This window comes from Prauserella flavalba, from assembly GCF_003202235.1.
Lineage (GTDB): Bacteria > Actinomycetota > Actinomycetes > Mycobacteriales > Pseudonocardiaceae > Prauserella_A > Prauserella_A flavalba.
In genome coordinates, this window is record NZ_MASU01000005.1 from 1454614 (window position 1) to 1474462 (window position 19849).

At 72.7% G+C, this 19849-nt stretch carries 21 protein-coding genes; 8 read left to right on the forward strand and 13 right to left on the reverse strand.

Annotated features, from left to right (window positions below; genetic code table 11):
• Nucleotides 1-102: 102 nt before the first annotated feature.
• Nucleotides 103-2757 (reverse strand): bifunctional acetate--CoA ligase family protein/GNAT family N-acetyltransferase, encoded by a 2655-nt coding sequence (locus BA062_RS14415; RefSeq protein WP_342768910.1) that lies wholly within the window; start codon nucleotides 2755-2757, stop codon nucleotides 103-105.
• Nucleotides 2754-3425, reverse strand: a complete 672-nt coding sequence (locus BA062_RS14420; RefSeq protein WP_110336545.1) for a CBS domain-containing protein — start codon at nucleotides 3423-3425, stop codon at nucleotides 2754-2756. The genes BA062_RS14415 and BA062_RS14420 overlap by 4 nt, the downstream gene beginning before the upstream one ends.
• Nucleotides 3426-3619: 194 nt before the next feature.
• Here BA062_RS14420 and BA062_RS14425 point away from each other — a divergent pair, with 194 nt between their 5' ends.
• The gene (locus BA062_RS14425; protein ID WP_110336546.1) at nucleotides 3620-4225 is read left to right on the forward strand and encodes a DoxX family membrane protein; all 606 of its coding nucleotides are present in this window, start codon (nucleotides 3620-3622) and stop codon (nucleotides 4223-4225) included.
• A gap of 82 nt (nucleotides 4226-4307) precedes the next feature.
• On the opposite strand, the gene BA062_RS14430 is transcribed toward BA062_RS14425, so the two are convergent.
• The 3 genes from BA062_RS14430 to BA062_RS14440 form a co-directional block, all read right to left on the reverse strand.
• Nucleotides 4308-4685, reverse strand: coding sequence for an MmcQ/YjbR family DNA-binding protein (locus BA062_RS14430; protein WP_110336547.1), 378 nt, complete (start codon nucleotides 4683-4685; stop codon nucleotides 4308-4310).
• A gap of 127 nt (nucleotides 4686-4812) precedes the next feature.
• Nucleotides 4813-5142: a YciI family protein gene (locus tag BA062_RS14435; protein ID WP_110336548.1), complete on the reverse strand. Its 330-nt coding sequence runs from the start codon at nucleotides 5140-5142 to the stop codon at nucleotides 4813-4815.
• A gap of 22 nt (nucleotides 5143-5164) precedes the next feature.
• On the reverse strand, nucleotides 5165-5815 hold the full coding sequence (locus BA062_RS14440; RefSeq protein WP_110336549.1) for a dihydrofolate reductase family protein: 651 nt from the start codon (nucleotides 5813-5815) through the stop codon (nucleotides 5165-5167).
• Nucleotides 5816-6008: 193 nt separating this feature from the next.
• Here BA062_RS14440 and BA062_RS14445 point away from each other — a divergent pair, with 193 nt between their 5' ends.
• Nucleotides 6009-7004 (forward strand): Acg family FMN-binding oxidoreductase, encoded by a 996-nt coding sequence (locus tag BA062_RS14445; protein ID WP_110336550.1) that lies wholly within the window; start codon nucleotides 6009-6011, stop codon nucleotides 7002-7004.
• Nucleotides 7005-7061: 57 nt separating this feature from the next.
• On the opposite strand, the gene BA062_RS14450 is transcribed toward BA062_RS14445, so the two are convergent.
• Entirely contained in the window at nucleotides 7062-7976 is a 915-nt protein-coding gene (locus tag BA062_RS14450; protein WP_110336551.1) for a universal stress protein, read from the reverse strand.
• Between the two features lie 152 nt (nucleotides 7977-8128).
• Between BA062_RS14450 and BA062_RS14455 the strand changes: the two genes are divergently transcribed.
• Nucleotides 8129-8554: a CBS domain-containing protein gene (locus tag BA062_RS14455; protein ID WP_110336552.1), complete on the forward strand. Its 426-nt coding sequence runs from the start codon at nucleotides 8129-8131 to the stop codon at nucleotides 8552-8554.
• Nucleotides 8555-8559: 5 nt separating this feature from the next.
• Here BA062_RS14455 and BA062_RS39830 read toward each other — a convergent pair whose 3' ends face one another.
• Genes BA062_RS39830 through BA062_RS14465 form a run of 3 tightly spaced genes read right to left on the reverse strand, consistent with a single transcriptional unit; the run spans nucleotide 8560 to nucleotide 10567 of the window.
• Nucleotides 8560-8721 carry a hypothetical protein gene (locus BA062_RS39830; protein WP_168213951.1) on the reverse strand — a complete coding sequence of 54 codons (162 nt, stop codon included), beginning with the start codon at nucleotides 8719-8721 and terminating at the stop codon, nucleotides 8560-8562.
• Nucleotides 8718-9629 carry a universal stress protein gene (locus tag BA062_RS14460; RefSeq protein WP_110336553.1) on the reverse strand — a complete coding sequence of 304 codons (912 nt, stop codon included), beginning with the start codon at nucleotides 9627-9629 and terminating at the stop codon, nucleotides 8718-8720. Before BA062_RS14460 ends, BA062_RS39830 begins: the two co-directional genes overlap by 4 nt.
• Nucleotides 9626-10567 carry a universal stress protein gene (locus tag BA062_RS14465; RefSeq protein WP_110336554.1) on the reverse strand — a complete coding sequence of 314 codons (942 nt, stop codon included), beginning with the start codon at nucleotides 10565-10567 and terminating at the stop codon, nucleotides 9626-9628. The genes BA062_RS14460 and BA062_RS14465 overlap by 4 nt, the downstream gene beginning before the upstream one ends.
• Nucleotides 10568-10796: 229 nt before the next feature.
• Here BA062_RS14465 and BA062_RS14470 point away from each other — a divergent pair, with 229 nt between their 5' ends.
• A complete protein-coding gene (locus BA062_RS14470) occupies nucleotides 10797-12134 on the forward strand; it encodes a WS/DGAT/MGAT family O-acyltransferase (protein ID WP_110336555.1) in 1338 nt (445 codons plus the stop codon).
• 10 nt (nucleotides 12135-12144) lie between these two features.
• On the opposite strand, the gene BA062_RS14475 is transcribed toward BA062_RS14470, so the two are convergent.
• Entirely contained in the window at nucleotides 12145-13128 is a 984-nt protein-coding gene (locus BA062_RS14475) for a magnesium transporter (RefSeq protein WP_245959819.1), read from the reverse strand.
• Nucleotides 13129-13136: 8 nt separating this feature from the next.
• On the reverse strand, nucleotides 13137-13604 hold the full coding sequence (locus BA062_RS14480; RefSeq protein ID WP_110336556.1) for a hypothetical protein: 468 nt from the start codon (nucleotides 13602-13604) through the stop codon (nucleotides 13137-13139).
• Nucleotides 13605-13796: 192 nt separating this feature from the next.
• Between BA062_RS14480 and BA062_RS14485 the strand changes: the two genes are divergently transcribed.
• The 3 genes from BA062_RS14485 (at nucleotide 13797) to BA062_RS14495 (ending at nucleotide 17783) form a co-directional block, all read left to right on the forward strand.
• Complete coding sequence (locus BA062_RS14485) at nucleotides 13797-14441, forward strand: response regulator (RefSeq protein ID WP_110336557.1); 645 nt, start codon at nucleotides 13797-13799, stop codon at nucleotides 14439-14441.
• Between the two features lie 38 nt (nucleotides 14442-14479).
• Complete coding sequence (locus BA062_RS14490) at nucleotides 14480-16228, forward strand: sensor histidine kinase (protein ID WP_110337361.1); 1749 nt, start codon at nucleotides 14480-14482, stop codon at nucleotides 16226-16228.
• Between the two features lie 76 nt (nucleotides 16229-16304).
• Entirely contained in the window at nucleotides 16305-17783 is a 1479-nt protein-coding gene (locus BA062_RS14495) for a bifunctional aminoglycoside phosphotransferase/ATP-binding protein (RefSeq protein WP_110336558.1), read from the forward strand.
• Nucleotides 17784-17801: 18 nt separating this feature from the next.
• On the opposite strand, the gene BA062_RS14500 is transcribed toward BA062_RS14495, so the two are convergent.
• Nucleotides 17802-18338 (reverse strand): flavodoxin domain-containing protein, encoded by a 537-nt coding sequence (locus tag BA062_RS14500; RefSeq protein ID WP_110336559.1) that lies wholly within the window; start codon nucleotides 18336-18338, stop codon nucleotides 17802-17804.
• 139 nt (nucleotides 18339-18477) lie between these two features.
• On the opposite strand from BA062_RS14500, the gene BA062_RS14505 reads away from it, so the two are divergent.
• Complete coding sequence (locus BA062_RS14505) at nucleotides 18478-19224, forward strand: nitroreductase family protein (RefSeq protein WP_168213952.1); 747 nt, start codon at nucleotides 18478-18480, stop codon at nucleotides 19222-19224.
• A gap of 7 nt (nucleotides 19225-19231) precedes the next feature.
• Here the strand turns inward: BA062_RS14505 and BA062_RS14510 are convergent, their stop codons facing one another.
• Nucleotides 19232-19834, reverse strand: coding sequence for a CBS domain-containing protein (locus BA062_RS14510; RefSeq protein WP_110336561.1), 603 nt, complete (start codon nucleotides 19832-19834; stop codon nucleotides 19232-19234).
• Nucleotides 19835-19849: the final 15 nt, after the last annotated feature.

Below are 19849 nucleotides of genomic sequence, written 5' to 3' on the forward strand. Positions count from 1 at the left end.
GCGTCCAGCATCCGCGCCGGGCGGGTACCGGCTGGAGAGCCGTTGGTCCTTCGTTGCCGGGCCCATCGCCCCCGGCCTCCTGCGACCATCCACTGTGGATTGTCAGTGCCGGAGATGGCGCAGGAACGGGTCCTCCCCGGAACGGGGCCGCAGCCGGACCCGGCTGTCGAGCGCGAGGGCGGAGCTGTCCGAGACGACCAGCGGGTTGAGGTCCAGCTCGGCGATCTCGGGCACCGCGTCGGCCAGCAGACCGAGCCGCAGCAGCACACCCCGCACCGCATCGAGCGGTACCTGCCGGGCGAGCGCGGGCGAGCTGCGCAACCCGGCGACGAGCCTGCCGGCCTCGGTCTCGCTCAGCGGAGCCAGCCGGGCCGCGCGGTCGTTCACCAGGTCCGTGTCGACGCCCCCGAGGCCGAACACCACGAGCGGGCCGAACACCTCGTCACCCGCGATGCCGGCGAGCAGCTCCGTGCCGTGCGGCACCATGCGCTGCACGAGCACACCACGCAGCGCGGAGCCGAACCGGGCGCGGAAGCCCTCGACGGCCTCATCGACGCCCGCGCGATCGCGGACGCCGAGCACCACTCCCCCGCCCGCGCTCTTGTGCAGCAGCCCCTCGGCGACCGCCTTGACCGCGACCGGATAGCCCGCCGCCGAGGCGAGATCGCTGGCCGTGTGTGCGTCGGCCGCGAACTCCGAACGGGCGAGCGCGATCCCGGCGCAGCCGAGCAGCCTCGCGATGGCCTCTGCGTCGAGCCAGCCGCCCTCGCCCCGCACCGCGAGCTCGGCCGCCACGAGCTCACGCGCACCCGCCACGTCCAGCCGGGGCGGCGCCACGCCGGGAGCCTTCTGCTCGCGCAGCCACCGGGCGTACCGGGCGAGCCGGCCCAGCGCCTGCGCGGCGTCCTCCGGGTCGGCGTAGCTCGCGGTCCCCGGCCCGCCGGGGCCCGGCAGCAGCGGCTCGACCTCCGCGAGCCTGTCCGGCCGCACCACGAGCACGGGCTTGCCTCGCAGGCTCACCCGCTCGCTCAGTGCGGCGGCAGGGTCGCCCACGGCGGTGGGCAGCGTGGCCACGATCACCGCGTCCACCCCATCGTCCTCGACCAGTGCGTCCAGGCAGGCACCGAAGACCGGCGCGGGCACGGCAGCGGTAGTGTCCACCGGATTGCCCACACCGGCCTGAGCGGGCAGCAGCAGCCGCAGCCGGGTGCGTGTCGTCTCCTCCAGCTCGGGCAGGACGAGACCGTGCCGCGCGCACGCGTCGGCGGCCAGCACCCCGGTGCCCCCTGCGTTGCTCAGCACGGCCACGCGGTTGCCGGGCGGGAGCCCCTGCCAGCGCAGCGCGGCGAGCACGTTCACCAGCTCGCTCACAGTGTCGACCGCGATGACTCCCGCCTGCTCGAACAGCGCGTCCCGGTTGACGGCGGGCGTCGCCGTGGCCGCGGTGTGCGACGCGGCGGCCCGCTGCGCGGCCGGGCTGCTCCCGACGCGCACGGCCAGCACCGGCTTCTCCCGCGCGAGTGCGCGCGCGAGGCGCCCGAACTTGCGGGGATTGCCGAAGGACTCGAGGTAGAGCACCGCGGCGGCGGTGCGCGGGTCGTGCCGCCACCACTGCAACAGGTCATTGCCGCTGACGTCGTACTTGTCCCCCGCCGAGACCATTGTGGACAGGCCGAGGCCCACGGCGTCGAGCCGCTCGGCGAGCGCGATGGCGATGCCGCCGGACTGCGTCATGAGCCCGATGTCCCCCGGCGCGGCGGGGCGGCGCAGGAACGTCGCGTTCAGCCGTACGCCGGGTTCCGTGTTGGCGACGCCGAGGCAGTTGGGCCCCACGAGCCGCAGCCCGTGCTCACGCACCGCGGCCCGGGTCCGTTCGGCCTCTGCGTCGCTCAGCCCCGAGGTGACGACCACGACGGCCCCGACTCCGCGCCTGCCGCAGTCCTCGACCACGGCGGGTACGTCGCGCGCGGTGACGCACACGGCGGCCAGCTCGGGTGTCACGGGCAGGTCGGCGACCGAGGGGTGGCATGGGATCCCGAGCACCGACCCGGCGTTGCGGTTGACGGCGTGGACCTCGCCGGTGAACCCCGCGGCCAGAATGTTGGCGAGCACCGCGTGCCCCACCGCGTCGGCGCGCCTGCTCGCGCCGACCACCACCACCGACCGGGGCCGCAGCACGTGCCGGAGGCTGGCGACATCCGCGACGCCCTCCCTTGCGGCCAGTGCGTCGAGGTAGCGCTCGACCGGGTCGAGGGTGATGGTCACCTCCCGCTCCGATCCGTATTCCCCGTACGACAGCGGCAGTCCGAGATCACGCAGCACACCGAGCATGCGAGTGTTCTCGGCGAGCACCACGGCGACCAACCGCTCGAGTCCCTGTCCGCGCGCGATCGACACGAGGTCCTCCAGCAGCAGGGTTCCCACCCCGCCCTGCTGTGCCTCGCGGCTCACGGCCAGGGCCAGCTCGCCCTCTCGCCTCTCCGGCTGCACCTCGTAGCTGCCGACGCCGATCAGGCGGCCGTGCAGGAACGCGCCCATCGCGGCGCGCGTGGGGTCCGGCTCCGTGCTCATCCGCTCGGCCAGCGCGGCCAGATCGCCTGGGGCCGCGCCGAAGAACCGCAGGTAGCGGTCGTGGTCGTCGAGTGCCTCGTGCAGTGCCCGCACGGCGGGCGCGTCCTTTTCCGTGAGCGGCCGCAGCAGCACCACCATCCCGTCGGGAAGCAGGCACCGTCTGCCCTGCCGGACGGGCGCGGTCACAGGTGGATCCACCGGTGCTCGCGGCCCTGCCGGTCGTTCCAGACGTAGTCGAGCCGGTTGCGGACCTCGACCACACCGGAGACGCGCTCGGTGAGCGTGGTCGCCAGCTCGACGTCGCTCTTGGCCGGAAGCTGACCGAGCAGCGTCACGACACCGCGCTCGACGGCGACGCCGACCGAGCCGGCGGGAACGCCGAGCCGCAGTCCGAAGACGTCGTCGACGATGTCGCGCCGGATCTCCTCGTCGTGGCGCAGGAAACCGCGCAGCAGGTCGGCCCGCGACAACACACCGACGAGCCGTTCACCGTCCACAACGCACAGTCGGCGGACTCCGGTGCGGCTCAGCTCGCGCGCGGCCGTGAGCACCGAGTCGCTCGCGTCCACCGCGAGCACCGGCGCACTCATCAGCTCACGGGCGCAGCGCGCGTGTCCGTGCGGAGCGCGGCGCCGGAAACGCCTCTCCGGGTGGTCACCGCGCGAGAGCAGGTCGGCCTCGGTCACCACCCCGACCGGCCTGCCGTCGGGATCGACCACGGGGACGCCGCTGATCCGTTTCGCCGCCAGCAGCTTGGCGATCTCGGAGAACTCGGCGTCCGGCCTCACCGTGTACGGCTTCGCGGTCATCACCGACCGGACCGTCGCCGGCGCCGGGGCGGGTGCTGCGGTCATCGTGCCACCTCCGCGGTGTCGTGGGTGCTGTGTCCCACCGTCGTCCGTCGCCGCGGCCCGGGCCAGGGACCATCGGCCCCGGCGAGGGGGCCGACAAGCCCCGCGTTGGTCACCCGCACCGGTGCCCTTCGACTCCAGTGCCGAGCCCGCGAGCCGCGCAGGCTGTGTCCCATCCGCAGTGAAGGGAAGTCGCCATGTCCATCCACGAACCGACCACGCCGATCGCCGCGATGCAGGTTCCCGCCACGGAGGCGGCGGCCACGGCACCCGCGCACGGCGCCGTCATGACACCCACCGCCGCCCGCATCATCGCCGTGTTGCGGATCGCGACCGGCCTGACGTTCCTCTGGGCCTTCGCCGACAAGACGTTCGGCTGGAACTACGCCACGCCCTCCTCGGGCGCGTGGATCAACGGCGGCTCGCCGACCGAGGGCTTCCTCAGCAATGTGCACGTGGGGCCGATGGCCGAGACGCTGCGCTCATGGGCGGGTGAGCCGTGGGCCGACTGGCTGTTCATGGTCGGGCTGCTTGGCATCGGGCTCGCGCTCGTGTTCGGCGCGGGCCTGCGCATCGCCGCCGCCACCGGGACCGCCATGATGCTGCTGATGTGGGCCGCCGAATGGCCGCTGGACCGCACGACCGACGCGGGCGAGCCGTCCATGTCCACCAACCCGATCATCGACTACCACATCATCTACGCGCTCGTGCTGATCGCGCTGGCCGCCGTCTATGCGGGCAACACCTGGGGTGCCGGCCGCTACTGGGCCCAGCTGGTCAAGCACAACCACTGGCTGCTCTGAACGGGTGCGCCCGATCCCGGCCGGAGCGCCGGCCGGGATCGGATCGTGTCAGCCCAGTCCCCCGAGTGGCGCCGGCCCCTGCTCAGCCGGGTTCGCACCGTCCCCCCGGACCGCCGGGATGGGCGAGGTCGTAGGCGCGGGCGACCCTTTGAGGGACCACCATCCGCCACGCGTCCACGACGAGCTCGCGGGCCTCGGCCGGATCCAGCGCGGCGAGCTCGGCGCGGACCCAGTTGAACCGCAGGTCCGACTCCGACGGCAGCCGGAACTTCTCCGGCTCTCCGGCGACGAGCGCGGCGCGCTCCTCCTTCGGGAACGCGAACTCCATCACCGTCTCGTCGAGGGAGAACGCGACGTAGACGATCTGCTTGACCCGGAACTTCAACCGGCCGCGCACGTAGACCGGATAGGAGCGCTCGAGCTCCGAGCCCAGCGCGCGGACATCCTCGATCACCGCCATGACACACCTCCTCGCCCGAGGACGAAGGCGGCCATCCCGCGCGCGACGGAGCGCGCGGGCCGCCAGTCGTCCTCGTCCGGGTCCGCTCCTGTCGCCGAGGGGGCGGCCGCTAAGGCCCTGGCCGCACTCATTCGTCGAGAATCGGCCGGACCTCGACCTTCCGATTGCAGGCCTTCGATCCCTCGGCGGCGAGCTTCAGCGCCACGTCGAGGTCGGGGGCCTCGATGATCCAGAAGCCGATGAGGTATTCCTTCGATTCCAGGAAGGGCCCGTCGGTGAACAGCGCCTCCCCACCCCGGTTGTCGATGACGGTGGCCGCGCTGGGCGAGGCGAGACCGGCCGCGAAGACCCAGTGGCCCTCGGCCTGGAGCCGGTCATTGAACACGTCGATCGCCGCCTGCTCGTCCGGGGTGGCGAGGCCGGACTGGTCGTGGATCACGGAAACGAGATACTGCATCTGAGAATCCTCTCCTGTGGTGTCAAGACCGGGTGGTGGTGCGGTCGGGTCGTTCCGTCGGCGCGTACCGCGGGCGCCCGGCAGGCCGGAAGACCTGGATCGTCACGCCCTTCGAGTCGACGCGCGACTCGAGCAGCTCGAGCGCGAGGTCCGCGCCGGTCTCCGGGAACAGTCGCGCGCCCTGGCCGAGAATCACCGGGATCACGATCAGGGTCAGCTCGTCGACCAGCTCGTGCTCCAGCAGCCACCGGGTCAGGACGCCGCTGCCGTGCACCTGCAGCTCGCCGCCCGGCTTGGCCTTCAGGTCCGCGACCGCGGTTGCGAGATCGCCGGACAGGGCGGTGGTGCCCGACCACCCCGGATCGGTGAGGGTGGTCGACGCCACGTACTTGGGCCGTGTGTTCAAGGCCCGCACGACGGGTTCCCAGCCGGGGACGTCTTGGGCCGTCAAGGACCCCCACGAGGCGGCGAACAGCTCGTAGGTCCGCCTGCCGAACAGGAAGGCGTCGGCACGCTGGTAGGTCTGGTTGATGAGGGCGCGGGTCTCGTGGTCACCCTTGCCCCGGGCCCACCCGCCGCGCTCGAATCCGTTCCTGCGATCCTCGTCCGACGCGTGGCCGTTCCCCTGCATCACTCCGTCGATGGTCACCTGGGTCATGGTCGTCAGCTTCATGGTCGCGCTTCCTCACCGTCGGCGCCGCCCCGTCGCGGGCGGCCTCACCCCTGCTACGAACAGCACCGCCCCGATCCGACACCGCCTTCCGGAATTTCCGCGGAGAACGTTCCGGCAGGCGAGGAACGAAAGTCCCCGGCAGCGGAGGCTTCCGGCACTGCCCCGCCGCCGCGCCACCTGCCATCGTCGGCCCATGACCGCATGGTTTCCCGACAACTACACCGTGACCACGGCCCTCGCGCTCGCCGTGAGGGCTCCATCGGTGCACAACTCCCAGCCCTGGCGCTGGCGGATCGGCGACCGCAGCGTGCACCTCTACCCGGATACGCAGCGCAGGCTCTCCGTGACCGATCCCGATGAGCGGGACCTGGTTCTGAGCTGTGGCGCCGCGCTGCACCATGCGCGGGTCGCGTTCGCCGCGCTGGGGTGGCGCACCGAGGTCCACCGGATGCCCAACCCCGCCGAGCCGGACCACCTGGCCGCGCTCGAACTGCACCGCCAGGAGCCGGGCAGCGACGAGATCGCGCTCGCCGCCGCGATCCCCCGGCGCCGCACCGACCGGCGCCGGTACAGCTCCTGGCCCGTCCCCGACCAGTACCTCACCACGATGGCGGAGCAGGCCGCCGCGGACGGAGCCGTGCTGAAAGCGATCCGGGGTGAGCCCGAGCGCCACCATGTGGTGCGGGCCCTCTCCGAAGCGGCACGCGTGCACGCCGACGACCCCGCCTACCGGACGGAGCTCGCGGCCTGGAGCGGGCGACACGGCTCCGCCGAGGGCGTTCCGGCGATCTCCGCCCCGCCGCCCGAGGTCAGCGGCGACGTGCCCACCCGGGCGTTCTCCGACCCCCGCCTCGTGCAGCCGCCGGGCGCGACCGCGGAGGGCGACGAGGCGGTGCTGCTCGCGCTCGCCACCGCCTCCGACGACCGGCTGTCACGCCTCCGGGCCGGTGAGGCCACCAGCGCCGTGCTGCTCACCGCCACCTCGCTCGGTCTCGCCTGTTGCCCGCTGACCGAGCCGCTGGAGGTGCAGACCACCCGCGAGCTGCTGCGCGACCGGGTGACCGACGGGAGCGCGCCCCAGATGCTGTTGCGCGTCGGGTGGGCACCCATCAACGCCGACCCGCTCCCCGCGACCCCGCGCCATCCCATCGGCGACGTCGTGCGGGGGCTCACGTGGAACGCCCCGTAGGGCAACACGAAAACGGGCTCACGGGGCGGAACACCCCGTGAGCCCGTCGCCCGCGGCTCAGCCGCGGTGCGCGTCGCGCTCGTGTCGCACGATCATGACCGGGCAGTGCGCGTGGTGGATCAGCGCCTGGCTCGTCGACCCGAGCAGCAGCCCACTGAAACCACCGCGGCCCCGGCTGCCGACGACCAGCAGTGACGCCGTGGCGGACCGCTGAAGCAGCTGGTGCCGGGGACGGTCGCGCACCACGACACGTTCCACGTGCACGTCCGGGTACTTCTCCTGCCAGCCGGCGAGCCGCTCGGCGAGCAACCGCTCCTGGTCGTCCTCGTACGGGCCACCCTCGAAGTACAGGCGGGCCTGGTTGAACGCGCTGTCGTACTCGACGTCCAGCCACGCGTTCACCGCCACCAGCGGCACGCCACGCAGCGACGCCTCATGGTAGGCGACCCCGATCGCCTCCTCGCTGACCGGGCTGCCGTCGACACCGACCACCACGGGACCGTCGGCGGGCGCGGCGCTGCCGTCCTCGTGCTTGCGGAGCACCACCACCGGGCACTGCGCGTGGCTCGCGACCCCGACGGCGGTGGATCCGGCGAGCATGCCGGTGAAGCCGCCCCGGCCCGACGCGCCCAGCACCACCATGCTCGCCGAGCGCGACTCACGAATCAGCGCAGGAATCGGTTCACTGCTGGGTTTCGCGGTCTCGATGCGGAGGTCGGAAGCCACTGCCTTGGCCACGTCGTGGCACGAGGCGAGCACTCGCCCGGCCTCCGCCTCAATCGTCTCGTAGATCTCCGCGCTCGGCGGCAGCCCGGTCCCGAACCCCTCCAGTGCGCTGAACGCGTGCACGATCCGCAGCGTCCGGTTCCGCCGGGCAGCCATGTCGGCGGCCCAGAGCACGGCATCCGTTCCGCGCTCCGATCCGTCGGTCCCGGCGACGATCGGGCCGTCGGTGATGTCCCCAGTGCTCATGGCTTCCTCCTCGTGCGATTCAGTCCACTTCGAACGTAGGAGCCCCGGATTCCCCCCGCTGCGGCCATTGGTCACCGCGCCGGTGACTTAGTGCCCTGGCCCGTGCTCACCGGCCCGCCGAGCATGGATCACGAGAAGGGGAGGCGTGCACCATGCGAATCCACGAGATCATGAGCAGGCCCGTGGTCGCGGTGACGACCGAGGCGACCCCGGCGGAGACCGCCGAGGTGCTGCATCGCGAGGGCTTCACCACGCTGCCGGTGCTCGACCGCCGGGGCCGGCTGGCGGGCTTGGTCGGCGAGCCGGAGGTGGTCGGGTACTTCCTCGGTGAGGCCCGGCGGGCCGCCGCGCCGTACGGCCCGGACGTACGGCAGGAGGCCACCGCGGGCGGGCTGATGCGCACACCGGCGGCTTCCGTGCACACGGAGGCGACCGTCGCCGACGCCGTCACCACGATGCTCGAGGGCGCGCAGCGGTGCCTGCCCGTCGTCGGCGATGACGGGCAGGTGGTGGGGATCGTCAGCTGGCGGGACGTCCTGCGCCGGGTGATCCTCCCGGCCGGCTCTGCCCGAAGCTGAGCGGTTCAGGCACGCCTGCGGGAACGTCGCGAACCCGCACCCAGCGAACCGATCAGGTCGATGGCCAGGCACACGAACAGCGCGATACCCCAGTTGTTCCACGGCCCCCAGGACGCCACGTCCGGGGTGCCCGCGATGAGCCACACGATGAGCCAGATGACGGTCATGGCGCCACGTCCTTACCGGTCGACTGTGGACGGACGACGGCGACGGGGCACGGCGCGTGCACGACCAGCGTCCGGCTCGTCGAGCCGAGCAGCATGCCGGTGAACCCGCCCCGGCCCCGGCTGCCGACCACCACCAGCTGCGCCCTCTCCCCGAGCTCGAGCAGCGTCCGCACCGGGCGCCCGCGCTCCACGACGGCCTCCACCGTGACATCGGGGTAGCGTTGCCGGCAGTCGGCGAGCTGCTCCTCCAGCATCGCGCCCTCCCGGGCGTCGACGTCCGCGGGGTCGATCGTCAGCGGGTACATCCGCACGGTGGCCTCGAGTGTGACGTCGTTCCACACGTGCACCGCCACCAGCGGCACGCGGCGTCGCGCCGCCTCGGCGAAGGCGAATTCGACGGCGAGCCTGCTCGCCTCGGACTCGTCGATGCCGACCACCACCGGCCCCTCGGTGGGCGGCACGTCGTCGGGACGCTTGCCCCGGACCACGATCACCGGACACTCGCCGTGGGCGGCCAGCGCCACGGCCACGGACCCGATGGGCAGGCCACTGAAGCCGCCCAAACCGCGGGAGCCGAGCACGACCAGTGTGGCACCGCGCGATTCGCCGAGCAGCGCGGTGGTCGCGAGCTTCTCCGTCAGCGCGGTCTCCACCTCGACACCGGGCGCTGCCTTCTCTGCGGCCTCCTTCGCCTCCCGCAACCAGCCTTCACCCTGCTTGCGCAGCCCCTCCCGCACCTCGTGCGCCGTGGCGAGGAACCCCGGGTAGCCGTGGTCGGGCACCAGGTAGGCGTGGACGAGCCGCAGCCGCGCGCCATGCCGCTCGGCCTCGGCGGCGGCCCAGGCCGCGGCGTGCAGTGCGGAGGCGGAACCGTCCACACCCGAGACGATCGTGTCCGTGTCGGTCATGTTCTCTCCTTGGTCGAGGTTCGTGGCCGCTCACCGGCCGGTGCGGCACGCACGATCAGCACGGGGCACGGCGCGGAGTAGACCAGCGCGTTGCTCGTCGAGCCGAGCAGCAGCCCGCTGAAGCCGCCCCGGCCCCTGGTCCCGACCACCACCAACTGCGCCCGCTCCGCGAGGCGGAGCAGACTGTGGGCGGGCCGGTCACGGGTGACAACCCGTTTCACGGTGACGTCGGGGTACCGTTCCCGCCAGCCGGCGAGCCGCTCGGCGAGTACCACGTGCTCCGCGGTTTCTATCTCGTCCCAAGGCGCGTTGTCGGCGAACGACCCGAACGCGCTCACGAGCGGCACGTCGCTCCACGCGTGCACGGCGACCAGCGGGCAGTTCCGCAGGGACGCCTCCTCGAAGGCCGCGGCCACGGCGGCGTCGGACAACGGCGAGCCGTCCACGCCGACCACCACGGGCCCCTCGGCGGGCGGCTCCGCACCCGGCGTGCGGCCACGCACCACGACCACGGGGCACGGCCCGTGCGAGACGAGTGCGATGGCCACCGAACCGACGAACGTGCCGGTGAACTCACCGAGGCCGCGCGTGCCGACCACGAGCATCCGCGCGCGGGCTGCCTGCTCCCGCAGCACCGGGATGGCGCCGCCGAGGAGGCATTCCGTGGTCACGGTCAGCTCGCCCAGGCCGGCCGCGGCCTTCGCGGCGACGTCGGCGGCCTCGGCGAGCCTGCGGCGGCCCTCCTCCTCCAGCCCGTCGAAGTAACCGGGAGCCAGGCCGACTCCCGCACCGTACGGGGCGGCCACAGTCAGTGCCGCCACGATCTTCAGCGGCACGTGGTGCAGAGCCGCCGCACGCGCCGCCCAAGCCGTGGCCCGCAGCGCCGATTCCGACCCGTCCACGCCCACGAGAACGGGCGCGTTGCCGGCAGCGGTCATGGGTTCCTCCAGTCGTGGTCGCTCCACCCAGCGTGACCGCGACCCGCCCCTCACGGCGTGGGCCGAAAGCCCCCAGTCGTGATGACCTCGGCCCTTCCTGCCCTTCCTGCCCTTCCTGCCCTTCCACAGAGGTCTTCCGGCCCTGCTCCGGCCCTCCCCGGCGATGGCAGTGTCGGGAAACGCGATACCGCAACCGCTGGCGCACGACGACGGCGCAGGGGAGCCTCCGATGGACCGACTCGGACTCGTCGACACCGCCTTCCTCGACGCGGAGGACGCGGACCGGCACCTCTCGATGGCGATCGCCTCGATCGCGATTCTCGACGGCCCCGCACCGGGCCGGGAGGAGATCGGCACCGCGCTCGCGGCGAAGGCCACGATGCTGCCCCGCAGCCGCCAGCGGGTCGAGCGGGCGCGCTGGAGCACCGCCCGCGTCTGGGTGGACGACCACCGGTTCGACATCTCGCACCACCTCAAGCGGGTCGCCGTGCCCACGCCCGGCGACCGGCGGGCGCTATTCGACATCGTCGGCGACATCATGTCGCGCAGGCTCGACCGGGACCATCCGTTGTGGGAGTGCTGGGTGATCGAAGGCCTTGAGGGCCGCCGGTGGGCGCTGCTCACCAAGGTGCACCACTGCATGGCGGACGGCGTGGTCGGCAGTAGGCTCCTGGACAGCATCTGCGACCACTCTCCGGCCACCGGGCACCCCGCTGCGGAGCCGCCCGCCGCACGCCACAACGGGGGCACGGCCGTGCGGGATATCGTGAAGGTCCTCCGGTCGCCGGGCAGTCTCGTGGGTCAGGCCAGGCGGTTGGCCGTCAGCACGGTCTCCTTCGCCCGCGGCCTGCTGCCGGTGGCCCCGTCGTCGTTGATGGGACCGCTGGTGAGCCAGCGGCGCTTCGCGTCCGTCAGCGCCTCGCTCACCGACCTGCACGAGACAGGCGCCCACTACGGCGCGACGGTGAACGACGTCGCGCTGGCCGCGGTCACCGCCGCCTTCCGCACGCTGTTGCTCAGCCGCGGGGTAGAGCCGACGGCGAACTCGGTGCGCGCGCTCGTCCCGGTGAGCCTGCACGACGCGGGCGACGGGGAAGCGGGCAACCGCCTGTCGTGGATGCTGCCGAGGCTGCCGGTGGAGCTGGCCGACCCCGTCGAACGGCTGCACGCGGTTCACACGACGATGAGCACGCTCAAAGGCGCGCACCAGGCGGACACAGCGACCGTGGCGACCGCGCTGGGCTCGTTGTTGCCACCGGGTCCCATCTCGTGGGGCATCCGGGCGGCCACCCACCTGCCGCAGCACAGCATCACCACGGTCACCACGAACGTGCCCGGCCCACGGCACCAGCTGTACCTGCTGGGCAGGCCGATCGTGGAGATCATTCCGTACGTGCCCATCGCGGTCCGCCTGCGCACCGGGATCGCGTTCCTGAGCTACCACGATCGGCTGACGTTCGGGATCACGGCCGACCTCGACGCCGTGCCCGAAGCGGACCTGTTCGCACAGGCCATCGCCGACGGTCTCGCCGAGCTCGTGCGGAAAGCGGGGGCGGGTGCCGGCTGAGCGCGCGGCCTCAGCCGACGATCAGCGTCGCGGTGGACAGGTAGATGACGATCGACAGCAGGTCCTGCACGACCGTCGCGAGTGGACCGGAGCCGTACACCGGGTCGGCGCCGAGCCTGGAGAACACCCACGGCAGCACCATCGCGACCAGCGTCGCGATCGAGCACGCGGCGAACAGGGCCAGCCCCACCGCCAGTGCCACGTCGGCGTCGCCCCACAGCCACACCGTGAGCGGGAAGGAGATCAGCGCCAGCAGCGACCCGATCGCGAGCCCGCTCACCAGCTCGCGGACGGCCACCCGCCCCACCGGTACCCCGACGGAGAGACCGCGCACCACCAGCGTCTCCGTCTGCGTCCCGACGGCGTCGGCGAGGTAGACCACCGCCGGCACGAAGAACGCAAGCAGCACCTGGCGTTCGAGCGCGTCCTCGAACGCGCCCACCAGCCCGGCGGAGAGCATCGCGCCGGCGAGCCCGACGAGCAGCCACGGAATGCGGTGCCACAGGCGTTTTCGCAACCGCTCGGTGCTCGCCTGCCTGGCCGCCGACGCGGTGCCGAGGAAGCCGCCGAGCCTGGCGAGGTCCTGGTCGTGCTCTGTCAGCAGCACGGTCATCAGCCGCTGCGGCGGAATGAGCCCCACGAACCGGCCGTCGTCGTCTACCACGGCGAGGCCGGGTTCCCCGTGGTGCAGCGCCGCCCATGCCGCGCGTTCCTGGTGCGTGCCGGGTGCGACGACGGGCGGGTCGGGGTCCATCACGGCGGCGACCGTGGCGTCCCGGTCGGCGGCCAGCAGCCGCTCGATCGTCACCAGCCCGGCGAGGCGCGTGCCCCGGCACACGGCGACCACGGCCGCGCTGTCGAACCGTTGCCCACGCAGGCCTGACAGTACGGCATCGACGCCGTCGTCGGGCGCCGCGACCGGGACCCGCGCGGTCGCGTGTGCGGCGGCGGTGCCCAGCAGCCCCGCGCCGTCCTCCGTCTCCGCGGCTGCCACGGAGGCCGTCACCAGCGCCCGCCCATCATCGAGCCGTCCCCCATCCACTCGTGCCACGTGCCGTGGCCGCTCCAGGCGCCCATCCGGGCAACCATCCAGTCGACCATGCGATCACATCGCCAGGCACCATTGCCGGCGCCGGACGGTTGCTCCGCCACCCACTGGCGGCACGTCGCCCGCAGGCGACCCGGGTCGCCCCACATCCGGCTCGCTTGCATGCCGCCGCCGTGCATCCGCCCCGTCAGCCACGTCTCCATGCCGGCGCACCATGCCTGCCCCTCCGGCAGCGGGTCCTCCTCCTCCTGCCACTGCCGGCAGCCCTCGCGCAGGGCGGCGAGCTGCGCGGCCGACGGCGTTCCCGCCGGACGCCCGTCGTCGGTGGCCGTGAACAAGCCCACGGCCACCGCGGCCACGACCACCACGATCATCCCCAGTACCAGCAGGCCGAGCCGCCGGTCGTCGAGTAGGGGTTTCATAGCCAGCACGCTACGACCGGGCGCGCCCTGGCGCTGCCTGCATAGGTCCTCAACGCGGGGGACCTTCGGCGGCCCGTGCCCGCAGCTGATGACTTTGGTCCCTACCTTGGTGACCTTCGCCCATGCGGGCGACCCGGAGCCACTCGTACCCTGGACCGGACTGCCAGAACGAACGACACAGGACGGTGCCGGATGATCAAGGTTTTCCTCGTCGATGATCACGAGGTCGTACGCCGCGGCATCACCGATCTTCTCGAAGGGGACCCCGAGATCACCGTCGTCGGCGAGGCGGGCACCGCGACACAGGCGCTGGGCCGGATTCCGGCGCTGCGCCCCGACGTCGCCGTGCTCGACGTACGCCTGCCCGACGGCAACGGCATCGAGCTGTGCCGGGAACTGCGCTCGAAACTGCCCGAGCTGCGCTGCCTGATGCTCACGTCGTTCAGCGACGAGGACGCCATGCTCGACGCCATCCTCGCCGGAGCCAGCGGCTACGTGCTCAAGGACATCCAGGGCCTGCAGCTCGCCGCCGCGGTGCGCGACATCGGCAGTGGCAAGTCCCTCCTGGACAACCGCGCCGCGGCCACGCTCATGGCGAGCCTGCGCGCGAAGGCGAAGCCTGCTGGCCCTCTCGATTCGCTCACCGAGCGTGAACAGACCCTGCTCGAGCTCGTGGGTGAGGGACTCACCAACCGGCAGATAGCCGAACGGATGTTTCTCGCCGAGAAGACCGTGAAGAACTACGTCTCCCGGCTGCTCACCAAGCTCGGCGTGGAGCGCCGCACCCAGGCCGCGGTGCTCGCCACGGAGCTGCGCGGCAAGCGGAAAGCGCCGTAAGCTGGAGATCCGGGGTGATCGGTGGCACCCTCGGTGACATGACGCAGAGTCAACCGTCGCCGGGCGGTGGGGGCGACTCGCCGTTGCGGGACACCCTGACGCAGCTGCGCCTGCGCGAACTGCTGAAAGGCGTGCAGGACCGGATCGAAGAGGTGATCAACGCCCGCGACCAGATGGATGGCCTGTTGGAGGCCATGCTGGCCGTCGCGTCCGGGCTGGAGCTCGACACCACGCTGCGCCGCATCGTGCACGCCGCGATCGACCTGGTCGACGCACGCTACGGCGCACTCGGCGTGCTCAACCCGAACGGAACCGGACTGGCGGAGTTCATCTACGAGGGCATCGACGAGCAGACCAGGAACCTGATCGGCGACCTGCCGGCCGGGCACGGCCTGCTCGGGTTGCTCATCGAGCAGCCGAAGCCGGTCCGGCTGGACGTCCTGGCGAACCACCCGTCGTCCGTGGGTTTTCCCGAGCATCACCCGCCGATGCGCACGTTCCTGGGCGTACCCGTGCGCGTGCGCGACCAGGTGTTCGGAAACCTCTACCTCACCGAGAAAGCGGGCGGACAGGGATTCACCGAGGACGACGAGGTGGTGGTGCAGGCACTCGCCGCCGCGGCCGGGATCGCGATCGAGAACGCCCGCCTCTACGAGCAGTCCCAGCGGCGGCAACGCTGGCAGGAGGCGACCAGCGAGGTCCGCGCGGCGCTGCTCGCCGCCGACGACCCCGCCGAGGTGCTCGACCTCATCGCCGAGCGCGCGCTGAGCCTCACCGGTGCCGACTACGCGTTCATCGCCCGGCCAGAGGACCCTGAGCAGCCCGTGGAGGAGGTCACCGAGCTCGTCATCACGGTCTGCGCGGGCCCCGAGCACCAGGACCTGACCGGGCAGGCCCTGCCCGTGGCGGAGTCCACCTCGGGCACCGTGTACCGCGAGCGGGCCCCGCTGCAGGTTCCGGCGCTGGAGTTCGATCCCGCCTCGGCCAAGGGTTTCGTGCTCGGCCCGGCGCTCGTGCTGCCGCTGCGCGCGGCGGCGGACGCGGTGTCGGGCGTGCTGGTGACCGCGCGCAAACAGGGTAGGCCGCAGTTCGAGGAGGAGCACCTTCCGCTCGTCGCCGCGTTCTCCGAACAGACCGCGCTGGCGCTGCAGCTCGCCGACGACCAGCGGCGGTTCCGCGAGCTGGAAGTGCTGTCGGATCGCGACCGCATCGCCAGGGAACTGCACGATCACGTGATCCAGCGGCTGTTCGCCATCGGGCTGTCGGTCCAGAGCACGCAGCTGCGGGCGCGTTCCCCCGAGGTCCAGCGGCGGCTCGCCAAGACGGCCTCGGACCTGCAAAGCGTCGTCAGCGAGATCCGCAGCACCATCTTCGACCTGCACGAGGGTTCCCAGGGCGGTTCCCGGCTGCGGCAGCGGCTGGGTGACGCGGTGGACGAGCTGATCGGCGACACCGGCCTGGAGTCGACCATCCGCCTGGCCGGCCCGCTCAACGTGGTCTCCGACGAACTGGCCGAGCACGGCGAGGCGGTGGTGCGCGAGGCCGTGAGCAACGCCGTCCGGCACGCCTCGGCCACCACCATCACGGTGACCGCGTCGGTCGGCGACGACCTGGTGATCGACGTCAGCGACGACGGCGTCGGCCTGCCCGAGACGGTCGCGCGCAGCGGGCTGGTCAACCTGGAAGAGCGGGCCAGGGAAGCGGGCGGTTCGCTGCGCATCGAGCGCCTGGCCTCCGGCGGCACGCGACTCGTGTGGTCGGCTCCACTGCCCGACCCGGGACACTGATCCGGGGCCGGTCGGAGCCGATCCCGATGACCTCCGGCCCTGCCCGGCCGCCCTCCAGGACCACGAGTCTGTGGGCATGTCCGCACTCGCAGCGTTCCCCGACCCCGCCTCCCGCTCCGGCGCCTGGGCGGCCGTGCATGAGACGCACATCGGCGTGGTCTTCCTCGTCGGCGACACCGCCTACAAACTGAAGAAACCCGTCGACCTCGGATTTCTCGACTTCACGACGCTGGCCGCCCGCGAACGGGCGTGCCACGACGAGGTGACGCTCAACGCCAGGCTCGCGCCGGACGTGTACCGGGGCGTCGCCGACGTCACCGGGCCGGACGGGCGGGTGTGCGAACACCTCGTGGTGATGCGGCGGATGCCCGGGGAGCGCCGCCTGTCGACGCTGGTGCGCCAGGGCACGCCACTGGAGGACACCGTCCGCACCGTGGCCGGGATGCTGGCCCGGTTCCACCGCACGGCGGCGCGCGGGCCGGAGATCGACCGTGAGGGCACGCGCGACGCGATCCGGGGCCGCTGGCAGGCCAGCTTCGACCAGGTGCGCCCGCACCGGCACGTGCTCGGCGCCGGTGCCGCCGAGCAGATCGAACGGCTCACCGGCGAGTTCCTCGCGGGCCGCGCGCCCTTGTTCGCCCGCAGGATCGCCGAGGGGCGCATCGTCGACGGGCACGCCGACCTGCTCGCCGAGGACATCTTCTGCCTCGACGACGGCCCCCGGATTCTGGACTGCCTGGAGTTCGACGCGCGGCTGCGGGCCGTGGACGGGCTCGACGACGTCGCGTTCCTCGCGATGGACCTGGAGCGCCTCGGCGCGGTGCGGCTGGGTGAGCTGCTGCTGGACACCTACGCCGAGCACGCGCGCGACCCGGCTCCTCCCCCGCTGCGACACCATTTCGTGGCCTACCGGGCGTTCGTCCGCGCGAAGGTCGCGTGCCTACGCCACGCGCAGGGCCAGCCCGACGCCGCCGCGCTCGCGCGCCAGCACGCGCTGCTCGCGGTGCGCCGGCTGCGGGCGGGCGAGGTACGGCTGATCCTCGTCGGCGGGCTGCCCGGCACGGGCAAGTCCTCGCTGAGCGACGCGCTCGGCGAACGGCTCGGCGCCACCGTGTTCAACAGCGACCGGGTACGCAAGGAACTCGCCGGGCTGGCTCCCGGGCAGAGCGCGGCCGCCGCGTTCGAGGAGGGCATCTACGACCGCGCGCACACCGAACGCGCCTACACCGAACTGCTGCGCCGCGCCGGTGAGCGGCTCGGGCTCGGTGAGACGGTCGTGCTCGACGCGTCGTGGACCGCGCCGGAGCCGCGGACCGCCGCCGCGGACCTGGCCGACCGCTCGCACAGCACGCTGGTGGAGCTCGAATGCCAGGCTCCGATGGCCACGACCAGGGCGAGGCTCGCCGCCCGGAGCCGCTCGGTGTCCGACGCGACCCCCGAGATCGCCGAGCACCTGGCGCGCAGGGTGAAGCCCTGGCCCTCGGCTCACCGGGTGCTGACGGCGGGCACCGTCGACGACTCGCTGACACAGGCGATGGCCTACCTCGAGCAGTAGGCCATCACCCTGTTCGCCTCACGACCGGGAGTCCACAGCGGACATCCAGGTGGCGCCGAGTTCCGCACCCCACTCGCGGGCACGCGCGAGCTGGCCCTCCGACAGGGGGCCCTCGGTTCCCTCCACCGTGAAGTCCTTCGGCCCGGTGATCAGCCGGTAGCCCTTGCCTCGCAACCGTTTCGCGGCTCCCTTCGCGGCGGATCCCGGCAGCCAGCGCGGTTTCGCGGCCTTCGTCGCGAACGCCGCAGCCCAGGCCGACGGCCGCGCGCCGGGCAGCGCGTCGAGCCATTCGCGCAGTCCGGTGCGCCGCGTGACGAGCGCGCCGGTGGCCTGCCGCTTCGCGGACTCGCGGGTCCGCTGCCCGCTCAGGCCGAAGGCGTGCGTGGGACCGCCCGCGACCACCAGCTGGACGTCGTCACCGGGCGCGCGCTCCGCGTCGTCCACGTTGACGACGTCCACCGCCACGGACCCGTGCCTGCGCAGCCCCTCGGCGACCGCCCGCGCGACGGACTCGGTGTTGCCGAACATCGATTCGAAGATGACCACCGCTTTCATCGGTGTGCCTCCGTTCCTGTCGTCGTCCTCACCACCGACGATCCGCCGATCGACCGCGTCCCGGGAGAAACGAAGGTCCCCACAACGCGCGGCTTCCGGCCCTGTTCGTTCATCCGCGCGCGGTGGGACGGTGGACGGGATGAACGGCACGATCGCGGATCACGCGGACCACGAAGCCATCACGGAGGCGCTGTCCCTGGCGGAGCAGGCCCCTCGGTGGACACCCACCGCGTGGACCTGGAGCGTCGGCGACGGGAAGGTGCGCCTGTCCGCCGACCCCGCGACCCGGGAACACCGCGAGGTCCTGCTCGGCTGCGGGGCAGCGCTGCACCATGTACGTACCGCACTGGCGGCGCTGGGCCACCGCACCCACGTCCATCGTTTGCCCGCCCCCACTGAGCAGCTGGCGACCGTGACCCTGCGGGCACACGAACCCCGTCCGGCCGAGCTGGCGCTCGCCTCCGTGATCCCACTGCGCCACGACGACCGGCGGCGGTACAGCCCGCGTCCGGTACCCGCCGCCTGCCTCGACCGGCTCGCCCTGCACGCGGCGCGGGAAGGCGCGGTGCTGTGGGTCGTTCAGGGCCCGTCGCAGGACGTGAGCAGGCTCGCGCTGGCCGAGGAACCCGGCCTGGTGCTGATACTGGGCACCGACACGGACGACCGGATCGCCAGGCTCAGGGCCGGTGAGGCGGTCAGCTTCGTGCTCCTCGCCGCGACCTCGCTCGGACTCGCCACGTGCGTGCTCGACGCGCCGCTGGAGGTCACTGGCGCCCGCGCCGCCGTCAGCGGCAGGCTCGCCGGCGGGCGCACGCCGCAGCTGCTGATCCGCCTCGGCTGGCCACCCGGCCCGGAGCAGGCCGCCGAGGCGGTGCCGGCAGGCTGACGGGCATTCACCCGGTCTCGTGGACGCAGCGCACGCGCAGCACGCCCGGCACGCTCTCGGCCAGGACCGTGGCGACGTGCCGGTCGCTCTCGTCGTCCTTCGGGTCGGTGAGGGTGACGACGCCGTCGTCGACGTGGACGCCCCACCGGCCGGGCGCGCTGACCATCGCGAGCCGGTTGCGCACGTCGCGGGCGAGCATCGCGTCGTCCCTGGCGAGCATGCGCACGAGGTCCCGGCGGCTGACGATGCCCACCACGCGCTCGCCGTCGACGACGGGCAGGCTGCGCAGTCCCTCGTCCAGCATCACCCGCACCACGCCGACGACGTCGAGCGTGACCCCGACCGCGACGGCGGGCGCGGTCATCACGTCGCCCACCGTGGCACCCGGCGGGGGCTCGCTCACGTCCTCCAGCCGGGGAGAGCGGATGTCGCGCGGAAACCGGTCGCGGACGAGGTCGATCTCCGTGACGACCCCGAGCAGCCACCCCTCGTCGTTCACCACGGGCAGCGCGGTGAACCCGCGCGCCGCGAGTGTCGCCGCCGCGGTCCTGACGGGCGTCTCCGGGGTCACCGTCACCACCGGCGCGGTCATCACATCACGTGCGAGCATCGTGCCTCCGCTCGG

Excerpts from the sequence above, each read along its gene's own strand:
- BA062_RS14490 (WP_110337361.1), top strand. The coding sequence starts at position 14,480 with ATGACGCAGAGTCAACCGTCGCCGGGCGGTGGGGGCGACTCGCCGTTG.
- BA062_RS14485 (WP_110336557.1), top strand. The coding sequence starts at position 13,797 with ATGATCAAGGTTTTCCTCGTCGATGATCACGAGGTCGTACGCCGCGGC.
- BA062_RS14510 (WP_110336561.1), bottom strand. The coding sequence starts at position 19,834 with ATGCTCGCACGTGATGTGATGACCGCGCCGGTGGTGACGGTGACCCCG.
- BA062_RS14440 (WP_110336549.1), bottom strand. The coding sequence starts at position 5,815 with ATGAAGCTGACGACCATGACCCAGGTGACCATCGACGGAGTGATGCAG.
- BA062_RS14455 (WP_110336552.1), top strand. The coding sequence starts at position 8,129 with ATGCGAATCCACGAGATCATGAGCAGGCCCGTGGTCGCGGTGACGACC.
- BA062_RS39830 (WP_168213951.1), bottom strand. The coding sequence starts at position 8,721 with ATGACCGTCATCTGGCTCATCGTGTGGCTCATCGCGGGCACCCCGGAC.
- BA062_RS14460 (WP_110336553.1), bottom strand. The coding sequence starts at position 9,629 with ATGACCGACACGGACACGATCGTCTCGGGTGTGGACGGTTCCGCCTCC.
- BA062_RS14470 (WP_110336555.1), top strand. The coding sequence starts at position 10,797 with ATGGACCGACTCGGACTCGTCGACACCGCCTTCCTCGACGCGGAGGAC.
- BA062_RS14445 (WP_110336550.1), top strand. The coding sequence starts at position 6,009 with ATGACCGCATGGTTTCCCGACAACTACACCGTGACCACGGCCCTCGCG.
- BA062_RS14480 (WP_110336556.1), bottom strand. The coding sequence starts at position 13,604 with ATGAAACCCCTACTCGACGACCGGCGGCTCGGCCTGCTGGTACTGGGG.
- BA062_RS14465 (WP_110336554.1), bottom strand. The coding sequence starts at position 10,567 with ATGACCGCTGCCGGCAACGCGCCCGTTCTCGTGGGCGTGGACGGGTCG.
- BA062_RS14430 (WP_110336547.1), bottom strand. The coding sequence starts at position 4,685 with ATGGCGGTGATCGAGGATGTCCGCGCGCTGGGCTCGGAGCTCGAGCGC.
- BA062_RS14505 (WP_168213952.1), top strand. The coding sequence starts at position 18,478 with ATGAACGGCACGATCGCGGATCACGCGGACCACGAAGCCATCACGGAG.
- BA062_RS14495 (WP_110336558.1), top strand. The coding sequence starts at position 16,305 with ATGTCCGCACTCGCAGCGTTCCCCGACCCCGCCTCCCGCTCCGGCGCC.
- BA062_RS14450 (WP_110336551.1), bottom strand. The coding sequence starts at position 7,976 with ATGAGCACTGGGGACATCACCGACGGCCCGATCGTCGCCGGGACCGAC.
- BA062_RS14425 (WP_110336546.1), top strand. The coding sequence starts at position 3,620 with ATGTCCATCCACGAACCGACCACGCCGATCGCCGCGATGCAGGTTCCC.
- BA062_RS14420 (WP_110336545.1), bottom strand. The coding sequence starts at position 3,425 with ATGACCGCAGCACCCGCCCCGGCGCCGGCGACGGTCCGGTCGGTGATG.
- BA062_RS14435 (WP_110336548.1), bottom strand. The coding sequence starts at position 5,142 with ATGCAGTATCTCGTTTCCGTGATCCACGACCAGTCCGGCCTCGCCACC.
- BA062_RS14500 (WP_110336559.1), bottom strand. The coding sequence starts at position 18,338 with ATGAAAGCGGTGGTCATCTTCGAATCGATGTTCGGCAACACCGAGTCC.